Source organism: Streptomyces sp. NPDC055099 (assembly GCF_053607685.1).
In genome coordinates, this window is record NZ_JBSGUA010000028.1 from 11,307 (window position 1) to 24,424 (window position 13,118).

A 13,118-nucleotide genomic window follows, 5' to 3' on the forward strand; every position below is an offset into this window, starting at 1 on the left:
CATCCGCCGAGCCTCACCCGGCGGCCTGCCGATCGGCCGGAGAGCACCCCCCGAACGGCTGGAGCCGACCCGCCGGGTGTCCACACTCCAGGGGTGAGCACGCCAGCACGTACCCTGCCGCACGTACGGTCGACGTGACGGTCGACGTCAGGCGACCCGTACAAGCACGCGAAGCACCTGGGTGGGGTCGCATCGCAGCTGAACAGAGCAGATCAGAGCGTGAGGCGGAACGCCGGTGATCCGGGTAGTGGTGGTGGACGACGAAGCCCTGGTGCGGTCAGGCTTCCAGATGATCCTGAACGCGGCCGACGGCATCGAGGTCGTTGCGACCGCCGAGGGCGCCCGGGCGGTTGACGTGATCCGAGGCGACCTGCCGGACGTCGTGCTCTTGGACATCCGCATGCCGGACGTGGACGGCCTGACCGTCCTGCGGCAGATCCAGGAGCTGCCCGAACCGCCGTACGTGGCCATGCTGACCACCTTTGACACCGACGAGTACATTCTCACCGCCCTGCGCTCGGGGGCCTCCGGCTTCCTCCTCAAGGACACCGAGCCCGAACAGCTCGCGCAGCTGGTCCGCACCCTGGCCGCAGGGGGAGTGGTGATGTCACCGAAGGCCTCACGCGCGCTGCTCCGCAGCCACCCCGGGGCCGGAGCACCCCAGGACGCGGACGTAGCGCGCGTCGGCTTGCTCAGCGACCGGGAACGCGCTGTCCTCACCCTGATCGCGGAAGGACTTTCCAACGCCGACATCGGCACCCGCATCCACCTGAGCCAGGGCACCGTCAAGGACCACGTCAGCTCGATCCTGACCAAGCTGCGGGTCACCAACCGCGTCCAGGCCGCACTCCTCGCCGAGCGCGCCGGACTGCTCGCGCGCACCGACGACGGCCCGACACGGGACAACGGACGATGAGTAGCACGGGCCGGGCACTGTGGCGACGCCTGCCGCCCTGGGCCATCGACACGGGCCTTGTGACACTGGCCGCGCTCGACGCATGGATCAACCTCCTGTTCGAGGGCACCCCTGTGATGTGGGCGTGCGCCGCCATTGGCTCAGCCGGACTGTTCCTGCGCAGACGCTTCCCGCTGCCTGTCTTCCTGCTGACTCTGCCCATGACCCTGTTCATGGACGTCGCGGTCGCCCCGATCGCCGCGCTCTACACACTGGCCGCGTCCACCCGCAACCGCCCGCTACTCGCCGGCTGCGCGCTGCTGAACGCCGCCGCGAGCACCCTCGCATGGCCGCTGTCCGACGCGTTCGACGGCGACCGGACCTGGACACTTGTCCAGTTCGTCTACACGCTCGCCACGGCCCTCGCACCCGTCCTGTTCGGCCAACTCGTCCAGGCCAGGCACGACGTGGCCCGCCAGCTCGTCGAAGTCGAAGAAGCCCGGGAACACGAACGGGCCCTGTACGCCGAGACCGTCCTCGCCCGCGAACGCGCCCAACTGGCCCGCGAGATGCACGACGTCGTCTCCCACCAGGTCAGCCTCATCGCCGTCCAGGCCGGAGCCCTGCAGATGGCCGCCCATGACTCCGGCGCCCGCGAGGCAGCCCGCACCATCCGCACCCTGAGCGCCGACACCCTCGACGAACTCCGCCACATGGTCACGCTGCTCCGCGCCTCGGGCGGCAAGGCAACCGAACTCACCCCCCAGCCCACCCTTGCCGACCTCCGGCAGCTCATCGCCAACAGCGGCATCGAGACCACCCTGACCGGAGAGCTTCCTCCCGGCATCAGCACCACCGCCCAGCGCACCATCTACCGCACGGTCCAGGAAGCCCTCACCAACGTGCGCAAGCACGCCCCCGGAGCCCGTGCCGACGTACGCCTGTGGCAGGACGCACACCACTTCGGCGTCACCGTCACCAACACCGCTCCCACCCGCCCGACCGTCGCCCTGCCCAGCGCACGCCACGGCCTCATCGGCCTGAAAGAACGCGCCGAACTCCTCGACGGCACCCTCACCGCCGAACCCACCCCGGAAGGCGGCTACAAGATCGAACTACAAGCCCCCGGCCGGCCCGCCTGATCGTGGGTCTTTGCTCCGGACAGATCGGTGGCGGTTGCGCGCGTCGGCTGTCCTGTCAGCCCGTCGTGGCCGGCTCGCCGGGGTCCTCGCGGTTGCCGGGCTCCTCCCGGTTGCCGGGTGAGACCCTGCACTCGATCTGGTCGTCCCGCACGTCGCAGATGACGGTGTCGCCGGGGCTCACCTGGCCGTCGAGGAGCATGGTGGACAGCCGGTTGTCGAGTTCGGTCTGGATGGTGCGGCGCAACGGCCTGGCCCCGAACTCCGGCTGGTAGCCCTGGTGTGCGAGCCATTGCTTGGCTGCGTCGGTCACCTGGAGAGTGACCTGTTGGGCGTGCAGCCTGCGGCGGCTGCGTTCAAGCAGCAGATCCACGATGTGCACGAGGTCGTCGCGGGTGAGCGCGTGGAAGACGACCACCTCGTCGATGCGGTTGAGGAACTCGGGACGGAAGTGGCTGCGCAGCTCGGCCATCAGCTCATCGCGGATCTCCTCGACGGCGCCGTGGTGATTCAGGATGAGTTGAGATGCGAGGTTGCTGGTCATGATGACGACCGTTTGGCGGAAGTCGACGGTACGGCCTTGTGCGTCGGTCAGCCGCCCGTCGTCGAGTACTTGGAGCAGCAGGTTGAAGACGTCCGGGTGCGCCTTTTCCACCTCGTCGAACAGCACCACGCTGTACGGCTTGCGGCGGACGGCCTCGGTGAGCTGGCCGGCTTCGTCGTAGCCCACGTACCCCGGAGGTGAACCGACGAGGCGCGAGACCGTGTGGCGTTCCTGGAACTCGCTCATGTCGAAGCGGATCAGCCGGTCTTCCTGGCCGAAGAGGATGTCCGCGATGGCCTTGGCCAGTTCGGTCTTGCCGACGCCGGTGGGGCCGAGGAAGAGGAAACTGCCGGTGGGCCGGTCGGGGTCGCCCATCCCCGCACGCCCGCGCCGTACCGCCTGTGCCACTGCGGTGACCGCCTCGTCCTGGCCGATCACCCGCTCGTGCAGGGTCTCCTCGAGGCGGGTCAGGCGTTCACGCTCGGAGGCCGTCAACTGGGCGACGGGGATGCCGGTGCGCCGGGAGACAACTTCTGCGATGTCCTCCTCGGTGACCTCAGCGGCGGGTGCCCGTTCGCCGTCCAGGCCCGAGAGCCTGCCCTCCGACTCGTCGATCTGCCTCTTGAGCCCGGCGGCTCGTTCGTAGTCCTCGTTGTGGACGGCCTCGTCCTTTTCCCGGTTCAGCCGGGTCAGCTCCTGATGGATCTCATCTGCTTCGGGGCTGTCGGCGCCGCCGCGCAGTGCCACCCGGGCGCCCGCCTGGTCCATCAGGTCGATGGCCTTGTCGGGCAGGAAACGGTCGGTGATGTAGCGGTCGGAGAGGGTCGCCGCGCTCTCCAGTGCCGTGTCGGTGAAGCGGACGCCGTGGTGGGCCTCGTAGGAGTCGCGCAGTCCCTGAAGGATCTCCACGGTCTCCTCCACCGTGGGTTCGGGCACGATGACCGGCTGGAAACGGCGTGCGAGTGCGGCGTCCTTCTCGATGTTCTTGCGGTACTCGTCCAAGGTCGTGGCGCCGACCAGGCTGAGGTCGCCGCGTGCCAGAGCGGGTTTGAGGATGTTGCCCGCGTCCATGGCGCCCTCACCGCCGCCACCGGCGCCGACGACCGTGTGGAGTTCGTCGATGAACAAGATGATGCTCTCCTGCGCATCGGTGACCTCGTCGATGACCTTCTTCAGTCGCTCCTCGAACTCTCCGCGGTACTTCGAACCGGCCACCAGACCTGACAGGTCCAGTGCCACCACCCGCCGGTCCCGCAGGGTCTTGGGCACGTCGCCGGAGACGACGCGCTGCGCGAGACCCTCCACGATGGCGGTTTTGCCGACTCCTGGATCGCCCAGCAGCACCGGGTTGTTCTTCGAACGCCGGGAGAGGATCTCCACCGTCTGCTCGATCTCCTCCGCGCGGCCCACCACCGGGTCCAACCGCCCGGCGCGCGCCTCGTCCGTGAGATCGCGACCGTACTCGTCCAGCGTGGGCGTGGCAGCGGACCCGCCCGCCGCTGCACCGCCGGCCCCGCCATGGCCCCTGCCGCCGCGGCCAGTTCCCGCACCGCCGTCAGAGCCCAGGACGCCGGCCGCGCCGGACGAGGGGTCCTCCACGACCGCGGCAAGCAGGTGCTCGGGCCCGATGTACGACGCACCAGCCTCCTGGGACTTGGCGTGGGCCTTGAGCAGGGCCCGCTTTGCCGCCGGGGTCAGCTGCGGTTCCTCCACCGAGTCGCCGGTGGGCAGCGACTGCTCCACCTGTGCCGCCAGCGCGTCGGGGTCGGCGCCGGCCTGTGCGAGGAGTTGGCGACCGGGATCGACCTGGGTGGCGGCCCACAACAGGTGCACGGTGTCGAGATCGGCCCCGTCCGCGGCGGCCCGCCCGCCGGCCGTCGCCAGAAGTTCCTGCGAGGCGTCACTGAGCAAGCGACCGATGGGCACGCGCTGGACCGCCGGCGGGGAGGCCGCGGGGCTCGTGCCGAAGAAGCGGTTGAACAGGTCCGAGAAGGGGTCACCGGACCCGAAGGGCGAAGTGGTCACAGCGGCTGTCCGTCCTGACGGCGTCCGGCCCACCCGACGAGCCGGATGCCGCGTTCGTTGGCGAGAAGGAGGCGACTCGCGGAGACAAGCTCATGCTGTCGGGCGGTGGCAGGGGTTGCCGGTGCGCGGGCCTTTCCCCACCGTGGTAGCTCAGCGGTGTCGGCGCACGTCAGCCGCCGCGCCGTTCGTCCACGCGAGTGACCCGCCGTTTCGGGGGAGTGAGTGTCGGAGCACTCGCGTCCGGAGCCTGGGGCAACGCCCTTGGCCGGTATTGCATCGGCCGCCGACGTGTGCGTCGACGCGGGCGGGGACAGCCTCAGGCAAAGGAGACCAGAGGCCGCTCGGCCTCTCATCCCTCGAGTGAGGGGAGTGCTTGCGCCTTTGCCTGCGGGGTTTTGCACCCGCACCCTGTAGTAGGTGACTGCCGAGGGTGACTCCTGCTCGCTGAGTGCCGGTACGCCATCCGCGAGGGCCTGTCTTCGGCTGGCGGAGGACCTCGGGGCTGCGCCTGACGACGGAGGGGGCCGCTGAGGCGGGACTGCCGGACACTTGGCACGGCGTGATGATGCTGGGGATGGTCCGCTCGGTAGGGGCCGGGTCGTTCGCGACGGTGGTTGTTTTCCCGGATCGCCGGCATCTGTGTCGCCCCAAGGCATGAGGGCCGGGGGCGCCGATGGAGCTGACCCAGAGCAGCCCGACGTCCCGGGTGCGGGGTCCGGGCACCCGGGACGCGACGGCCGCGGGCGCACCGAGCGGTGTCCCCTTGGCCGGTACTGCGGTAGGGCTGGGGATTGCCCCGGTTCCACGTTAGGCATAACCCTTTGTGGACATGATCCGGTCAGCGCAGGCCTTGATCCTTTAAGCGCAACCGTTTCGTGCCTGCGGCGGAGGTTCAGCGTGAGCTCAGGTGCCGGGACGGCAGACTTGCATGAATGCCGAACTATTCTGTGGCCGATGTTCCGCAGGAATGTGCGATTCCGCCGCTCTGGCCTCGGCCTGCCGACCCGGTGCCGGCCCGCGAGCCGGCCGGCGGTGGAGGACCGGCTCCTCGACCCGGATCGCGCTGTATCAGCCCCGCCCATGTCACAGACGGAGTCACGGCATTGCGCCTGGATGTTGAGACCGACAAGCACCACATGCCGGCCGGCAGGCAGGAGACGGGACAGCCGTCGGCCCGCCCGGCCGCGCATCAGGGAGCGGCTCTTCGCGCCGAAGCCACCCGGCCGGTCCGACTCCGTACCGGTGACCTGGACGAAGCCCGGCAGATCATCGAGCAGAACTTCTACAGCAACGCCGTCGACCTGCTCCAGCCAACGGCCGCCCTCTCCGGGCGCTTCGCGGTCAGCCGCCTCAGCGGTGTGACACTCGGCGTCCTGCAGTTCGGCGCGGATCTGCGGATGCGGTTCGGCGAGCTCGGCGCCTACCACGTCGACATACCGCTTTCCGGGACCATGGCATGGCACCAGGGACGCGTCGAACCTCTTCTGGCGACGGTGGACGAAGCCGCCGTCTTCCAGCCGGGCCGCACCACGGTGCTGGACCGGTGGAGCGGTGACTGCCAACTCCTCGCGGTGAAGATCGAGCGGCCCGCGCTGGAACTGCAGATGGAGCGTCTGCTCGACGCCCCGCTCCGGCTGCCCCTGCGGCTGCGCCCCGCCATGGACGTCTCTCGTGGCCATGGACGCAGCTGGGTCCGGCTGGCCCAGACGGCGGCGGAGGATGCTCAGGCATCCCAAGGGCTCACCGGGCAGGCACTGGTGGCCGACCGGCTGCACGAGGCGCTGTTGATCGGCCTGCTGCTGGCAGCGGAACATCCTTACCGCGAAGAGCTGGCGCGGCCGGTCCGGCCCAGCCGTCCCGCCCCGGTCAAGCGCGCCATCGACGCGATGGAGGCACACCCGGAGCATCCGTTTACCGTGGCAGCCCTCGCGGAGATCGCCGGGGTGGGCATCCGACGGCTGCAGCAGGGTTTTCGCCAGCACGTGGGCATGTCTCCCATGGATTACCTGCGCCGGGCACGGCTGGCCCGCGTCCACCAGGAGTTGCGCGCGAAGGAATCAGGCCAGGTGACCGTCACTGATGTCGCCTTCCGCTGGGGCTTTACCCACCCGGGCCGGTTCGCCGCCGCCTACCGTCAGCGTTATGGAGTGGCACCCTCGACAACGCTGTCCGAGACGGTCCCTTAGGAGTGGCGAACCCTGGGCCGGTCGAGCCGCAGAGCAGCGTGGATAGCCACTACGAGCACCACCGCGACCGCGCCGAAGGCGGCACTGGGTGTGCGGAAAAGCGTGTCACCGCGGATCGCGGCAACCGGTGGGGCATCCTGTTGGCACAGGTGCTCCAGGGCAGCCGAGAGGGGTGGGGTCGTGCGGACATCGTCTTCGAGGGTCACTGTCGTAGCTCTTCTGGCGGATCCGGACGCACCGACAGCGGTCGCACAGCGCTTGGCACGCGTCCTTCCGGCTCGGCTCGCCGGCAGATCCGGCCCGGGGCGACGGTTCGACATCGAGGTGGTGAGCGAGCCCTTCACTTCGGGCAGCGAGGACCCGCCCACGTTGATGAGCCGGATCAGGGAGCGTGCAAGCTCGGAGGGCTGGGACGTCGTTGTGGCGCTCACCGATCTTCCATTGCACGCCGACGGGCACACGTTGGTGGTGGATGTGCAGCGCAGGCACGGCCTGGCACTGTTGTCCCTGCCCTCGCTGGGTGGCTTGCGGCTACAGACAAGAGCCCGGCAGGCCGTGGAAGAAGCCGTGCTTGGCCTAGTGGATCCGAAGGCCGAAGGGGGCAAGGAGAACAGACACCTCCAATCCTTGCGGGCGCCGCTCGCCGGACGCCTCGTGCCTGTCCACCCGGACCCGGCCGGTGGCGAGGACGTGCCTGATCTTCGTTACGTCGTCAGCGGCCGACGGGGCCGCCTACGGGTGCTCGGCGGGATGGTCCGCGCCAACCGGCCCTGGCGGCTGGTACCGGGGCTGTCGAAGGCGCTGGCGGCCGCGTTGGCGACCGGGCTATCGCCACCGTGAACTCGACCGTCTGGAGTCTGGCCGAAGCCCTGAGCTCGCCTCGTCTTGTCATTGCCACGGCTGGATCTCTCGCCATCATGATCGGATGGCTGATCGTGGACGCGCAGCTGTGGCATCGCCGGTCGAAGAGCTCACCGGAGGCGAGACAGCGGGCAAGGCTCTATAACGCCTCGACGATCGTGACCGTCGGGATCGGAGTGCTCGTCTGCTACGTCGGCTTGCTGATCATCAACTTCATGTGGGCGCTGTTCATCCTGAACGATCGCGTCTTCGCGTCCATGACGCGATCCCCCCTGGACGCAGCGGATTACGTGACGCTGGCCTGGTTCGTTGCTTCGGTCGCCACCGTGGGCGGTGCGCTGGGATCGGGCCTGGAAAGCGATGAGGCGATCCGGGCGGCCGCCTACTCCAAGCGTGAACAGGATCGCCGTCGTGTACTGCAGGGTGACCGCGGCGACTAGGAGCTGTTCGGTGTTCGGGTCATGTAGTGGGGGGCGAGGTGTTTCGATCGCATGATCGAGCCTTGTAGGCGGAGGCCGACCTCGTAGTTTCCGGGGGTTTGTCGTAGCGAGTGGGTGCGCCACGAGGCGCCATGGAATCAGAGTGCGCCACTCGAACTCGGCACACCGGTACAGGTATTGGAGCCTGGATACGGGTGGAAGTCATGCCGCGGAGGTGTGGTCAGATCCGGTAGATCTGGCCCGTCTGCGGCCCCTCCACCGACCTTACGTAGGCCTGTGCCACGTGCTCCAGCGGAACCGACCCCATGCCGGGGAAGAAGTCTCCGTACGTGTCGAGGGACTCGGTGAAGACGTTGGGGGAGACCGCGTTGACACGCTGCGGGGCGATCTCGATCGCAGCCGCGCGGACGAAGGACTCGACGGCGCCGCCCGCCAGAGAGGCGGCGGCACCGGTGCGGATGGGCTGCTGGGCGAGAATCCCGGTGATCACCGTGAAGGAGCCGCGCTCCGAGAGGTGGGCGAGGCCCTGGCGGACGAGTTCGACCTGGGAGAGGACCTTGCCGGTGAACGCGGACTGCCACGCGTCGGGACCGAGTTCGGGCAGCGGCGCGTACGGGACGTTGCCTGCCGCGCTGACGACGGCGTCGAGCGGGCCGATCGCGCCGGCGGCCTCGTACAGGGCGGTGATCTGGTCCGGGTGGGAGATGTCGAAGCGCAGGTCGCCGGAGGTGCGGCCGACGGTGGTGACCTTGTGACCGCGCGCGCTGAGCGCCGCGTCCACGCCGGCGCCGAGGGTGCCACCGGCGCCGATCAGAAGGATGTGCTGGGGCTGATTCGTCATGGAGGCCACGCTAGGCAGCGCGGATGCAGGCAGGGAAATGCCTTTTGGGCACCGCTTATGATCGTGGGTAATGAATGTCGAGCTGCGTCATCTACGGGCCGTGCGGGCGATCGGCGACGAGGGGTCGCTCACGGACGCCGCGCGCGTCCTGCATCTCACGCAGCCCGCCCTCTCACGCACTCTCGCCCAGCTCGAGCAGCGGCTCGGCGTACGCCTCGTGGAACGTACGACACGCAGCGTGCGGCTGACCGGGCCGGGGCGTCGGCTGTGGGAGCACGCGCACCGGATCCTCGGCCAGCTCGACGACGCGCTCGCAGAGGTGACTGGGGCCGGTGTGCCCCGTCCGCTGCGGCTTGCCTTCGCCTGGGCGGCGCTCGGCAGCCACACGGTCCCGGTGCTGCGTGGATGGCGCGAGCGGTGTCCCGACATCCCCGTGGAGGTGCGCCGGGCCGACGACCCATTGGCCATGCTGCACCGCGGCGGCGCCGACCTGGCGTTTTTGCGGGCGCGTCCCGATGCTGACGACGCGCAGGTTCGGCATCGGGCGCTGACCAGCGAACCCCGGGTGGCCGCTGTGCCCGTGGGGCACCCGCTGGCTGACCGCGCGGACGTGACGCTGGCCGAGCTGGCCGAGGAGACCGTGGCCCTGTGCGCGACGGCGGCGACCACCGGGGCCGAGCTGTGGAGGGATGGGAAGCGGCCGACCACCATGACGGTGCCGGGCGTCGACGAGTGGCTGACGACCATCGCGACGGGCATGGCTGTCGGCGTGACGGCCGAAGGGACGCTCCATCAGCACTCGCATCCGGAGGTCCGCTACCTGCCGGTGCGTGACGCTGAGCCGGTCACGGTGCACCTGGCCTGGCCTGCGAGGCCGCTGCATCCGGCAACGGAGGCATTCCGTCGGCACGCCGAGCAGTACCTGGCGGAACACGGGGTGGGCTGACCGCCGGGGCGGGGTAAGGCGCGTTTCTCTCCTGACCGAGCATGCGAGAGCGACCGAGCGCGGCACCTACGGTCGGCAGCGATGCGAGGCGCTCCCCGGTCGCCGATGACCTAGGAGCGACATGGGCCGCTCACGTAGTCGGGCATGCCGGGCTGTGCGCCGATGTCGTTGAGCCAGTGCACGAGCAGTGTGATGGACGAGGCGCCGACCAGTGGGCCCCATACGGTGCCGAGGCCGCCGACGACGGCCATGACCAGAAACTGGATGGACAGCAGTACTCCGAAGGAGCCTGGGGCGAGGTAGGCCATGAAGAAGGCGAAGATCCCGCCGGTGAGTCCGGTGAGTCCGGTGAGTCCGGTGAGTCCGGCGAACGCCGCCGAGAGGCCGAAGACCGCCAGCTTGTAGCGACCCACCGGCACCCCACAGGAGGCCGCCGCCATCTCGCTGGTGGCGAGCGCGCGCAGGCCCCGGCCGGGACGGGAGCGGACGATGTTGATGGTGAGGACCATGACCGCCAGGAGGGCCAGCCGGGCGGCCCAGGCGTAGCCCCAGTATCCGGTGATCTGGTGCGAGCTGGCTCCGAGGGCGGGGATTCCGCTCAGGCCGATGTCTCAGCCCAGCCAGGACTCTTGGCCGATCACCGCGAGCACGATGAGCTGGAAGGCCAGTGTGGCGAACGCGAGGTAGTGCCCGCGAAGGCGCAGCAGCGGGATGCCGACGGCCAGGCCGGTCAGCCCGGCGGCGAGCGGGACGCAGGCCAGCCCGAGCAAGGTCGGCAGGCCGTGGAGTGCCAGCAGCGCCGCGGTGCAGGCGCCCACGGCGTAGAACGCGCCGTGGCCCAGGGAGATCTGGCTTCCCTCGTTGCTGTCAACTCAAATGGCGCCGCTTTAAAGAGGGTTGACCAGATTGGTGGTGCCTGGCCGGGTTGACCCCGGTCACCGACGGCGTGATCGAACCTACCGCTCAAGGGCTCTCTTCCCAGAGAGCCTTTTCTGTTTCTACCGGGCCCCCGGACGAGCATCCCGGGGGCCTCCGCATGTCGACGAACCACCAGGTGGTCATCGACCCCGACCTCCGTCTGGTTGTGGTGGTCGGCCAGCCCATGCCCGGCAACCGCAACGCCTGCCGGGCATGGGAGGAGTCCGGGGCCAAGGCCGCCGTTGGCCGGACAACCACGATCGCCGGCGGTGTCTACCTCGGTACAGGCCTCGTCATCCCGCACCGCCTGCCCCGCGGCGGCGAACTGACCGGCTGGCAGGCCGAACACAACTACGACCACAAGCAGGTTCGCGCCCGCGTCGAGCACGCCTTCGCCCGGATGCGTAGGCGGGCAACGCCGGGCATCGCGTGGCGCACACCGTAGACCTCGCTCTCACGGGACGGCTCCCGCCGCATGCGGGACCTGAGAAGGCCCCCGGGAGACGGCTCCCCAGCTCGCAGTCCCGAAGAAAAGTCAGTCGAGGCAGAACTCGTTGCCCTCGATGTCCTGCATCGTGATGCACGACTCGTTGACGCCATCGGCGCGCTGCGTCAGCACGTGCTTCGCGCCGAGCGCCATCAGCCGTGCGCATTCGGCCTCGAGGGTGGCCAGGCGCTCGTCACCCACGAGCCCGGCGCCGGCCCGCACACAGAGATGCACCCGGTTCTTGACGATTTTGCCTTCGGAAACTCGCTGGAAGAGCAGACGCGGGGCCACGCCCGAGGGATCAGTACACGCGAAGTAGATCTCGTCCTCAGGCGGCAGCGAGTGGTGGTACTCCTCCCACGTGGTAAAGCCCTCCGGGACGGTCGGTACGACATACCCCAGCACCTCGCACCAGAAGGAGGCCAGGCGCGCAGGTTCCGCGCAGTCGAAAGTCACTTGGAACTGCTTGATCGTTGACATCGGCGCACGGTAACAGGGGCCCTGCTCATCTCCCCGGACGGGGGGATCCACACGTTGCCGGGAGGACGGCCCCTGCCATCCGCTGCTGGGTCGTGCGGTCACGGGGGCGAACCGAGGTCAGTGCTTTCCCAAAGGGGAACCACGATCCCGGCCACTCTCGTGCTGCCAAAGATCAATCGTCCGCGCCCACATCCAACTCAAGGCCCCCACCGGCCCCCGGGAGTCACGCGAGGGTCAGGCCCCCTCGTCCTTGTCGTCCTTGTCGAAGGGGCCTTCCTATGTCCCGTTCGGGCCGGGTGGGCCCGGTTCGGTTTGCTGGCTGGAGCATGGGGGCGAACAGGCGGAGGAAGTCGCGCGGGGCGACGTCGGGGAGGCGTTGGCGCGGCGGCCGCGGGCGATGCGACCGGGCCGGCCGCGTCGTAGCGGGCCCTGCACACCGGCCGCGTGCCGCGCCCACTTCGCGACCGTCTCCTTTGGCACCTGGATGTAGTGCATCGAGGCGGTGCCGGTAAAGGCGCAGGCGGGCATGGCGCAGTGCACGGGGGAGGCATCGATGCCCAACAAGGGGTAGGTCATCGAGGCGGGTGGCGATTACTGGGCTGCGCCTCCCAGGCACACGGTGATGGGGCGGCGGGGTGGGTCGGTGGTGTGGTGGATGGTTCTGCCTGGTGGTGCGGGTGCCGCCGGTGATGCGGTGTCAGCTGATGCCGCTGCCGCTGCCGCTGCCGCTGCAGGTGCTGCAGGGGCCTGTCCTTCGGCGTTCGACGGGGAGCAGATTGCCGGGTGGTCACGGATCGCGCGTGAGGAATAGGCCCTGTCGGCCAGGACCATGTCCGGCCGGGTGCGGGGCCGTCCGGGGGCGCCGGGGCCCCGCAGACGGGTCATGACATTGGTGAACGCGGGTGCGTCGCCGGCTTGCCCGGCGGTCAGGACGAAGGCCAGGGGCCGGCAGCGGCCGTCCGAGGCCAAATGGATCTTTGTGGTCAGTCGGCCGCGGGACCGGCCGATGGCGTGGTCGGCCGGTTCACCGGGCGGGGCCCCTTTTTGCGGGCCCCGGCCGCGTGCTGGTGGGCGCGCACGATCGTGGAGTCCACCGAGACGGCCCAGTTGAGGTCCTCCTCGGCGTCGGCCTGGGCCATCAGCGCGGTGAAGACCCTCTCCCACGTGCCGTCGATGGCCCACATCCGCAGCCGGTTGTAGACGCCTCGCCAGTTGCCGTACCGCACCGGCAGGTGAACCCACTGCGGCCCGGTCTGGAACGTGAAGGCGATCGCGTCGATCACCTCACGGTGATCTCGCCACCGGCCGCCCCGCTTCGGCGTCCGGTCCGGGAGCAATGGCTCAATCCGCGCCCAC

7 protein-coding genes and 4 pseudogenes are annotated in these 13,118 nt (G+C 69.4%); 6 read left to right on the top strand and 5 right to left on the bottom strand.

Annotated features, from left to right (window positions below; all coding sequences use genetic code 11):
* The first annotated feature begins 289 nt into the window (after positions 1–289).
* Entirely contained in the window at positions 290–916 is a 627-nt protein-coding gene (locus ACWFRU_RS38905) for a response regulator (protein ID WP_453693040.1), read from the top strand.
* On the top strand, positions 913–2,037 hold the full coding sequence (locus ACWFRU_RS38910; RefSeq protein ID WP_453692996.1) for a sensor histidine kinase: 1,125 nt from the start codon (positions 913–915) through the stop codon (positions 2,035–2,037). Before ACWFRU_RS38905 ends, ACWFRU_RS38910 begins: the two co-directional genes overlap by 4 nt.
* A gap of 55 nt (positions 2,038–2,092) precedes the next feature.
* Here the strand turns inward: ACWFRU_RS38910 and ACWFRU_RS38915 are convergent, their stop codons facing one another.
* Positions 2,093–4,603, bottom strand: coding sequence for an ATP-dependent Clp protease ATP-binding subunit (locus ACWFRU_RS38915; protein ID WP_453692998.1), 2,511 nt, complete (start codon positions 4,601–4,603; stop codon positions 2,093–2,095).
* 1,103 nt (positions 4,604–5,706) lie between these two features.
* Between ACWFRU_RS38915 and ACWFRU_RS38920 the strand changes: the two genes are divergently transcribed.
* Both ACWFRU_RS38920 and ACWFRU_RS38925 read left to right on the top strand, forming a co-directional pair.
* Positions 5,707–6,789, top strand: a complete 1,083-nt coding sequence (locus tag ACWFRU_RS38920) for an AraC family transcriptional regulator (RefSeq protein ID WP_453693000.1) — start codon at positions 5,707–5,709, stop codon at positions 6,787–6,789.
* Between the two features lie 180 nt (positions 6,790–6,969).
* Positions 6,970–8,090: pseudogene (locus ACWFRU_RS38925) on the top strand (hypothetical protein).
* A 220-nt stretch (positions 8,091–8,310) separates the two neighbouring features.
* Here the strand turns inward: ACWFRU_RS38925 and ACWFRU_RS38930 are convergent.
* Positions 8,311–8,931 carry a short chain dehydrogenase gene (locus tag ACWFRU_RS38930; protein ID WP_453693002.1) on the bottom strand — a complete coding sequence of 207 codons (621 nt, stop codon included), beginning with the start codon at positions 8,929–8,931 and terminating at the stop codon, positions 8,311–8,313.
* Between the two features lie 70 nt (positions 8,932–9,001).
* On the opposite strand from ACWFRU_RS38930, the gene ACWFRU_RS38935 reads away from it, so the two are divergent.
* On the top strand, positions 9,002–9,877 hold the full coding sequence (locus tag ACWFRU_RS38935; protein ID WP_453693004.1) for a LysR family transcriptional regulator: 876 nt from the start codon (positions 9,002–9,004) through the stop codon (positions 9,875–9,877).
* Positions 9,878–9,987: 110 nt separating this feature from the next.
* On the opposite strand, the pseudogene ACWFRU_RS38940 reads toward ACWFRU_RS38935, so the two are convergent.
* Positions 9,988–10,725, bottom strand: a pseudogene (locus tag ACWFRU_RS38940) (branched-chain amino acid ABC transporter permease).
* A gap of 185 nt (positions 10,726–10,910) precedes the next feature.
* Here ACWFRU_RS38940 and ACWFRU_RS38945 point away from each other — a divergent pair.
* Positions 10,911–11,201 (top strand): annotated as a pseudogene (locus ACWFRU_RS38945) (transposase family protein); the annotation flags it as partial.
* 129 nt (positions 11,202–11,330) lie between these two features.
* On the opposite strand, the gene ACWFRU_RS38950 reads toward ACWFRU_RS38945, so the two are convergent.
* Both ACWFRU_RS38950 and ACWFRU_RS38955 read right to left on the bottom strand, forming a co-directional pair.
* Positions 11,331–11,762: a VOC family protein gene (locus ACWFRU_RS38950; protein ID WP_453693006.1), complete on the bottom strand. Its 432-nt coding sequence runs from the start codon at positions 11,760–11,762 to the stop codon at positions 11,331–11,333.
* A gap of 783 nt (positions 11,763–12,545) precedes the next feature.
* A pseudogene (locus ACWFRU_RS38955) lies at positions 12,546–13,108 on the bottom strand (IS5 family transposase); the annotation flags it as partial.
* Between the last annotated feature and the right edge of the window lie 10 nt (positions 13,109–13,118).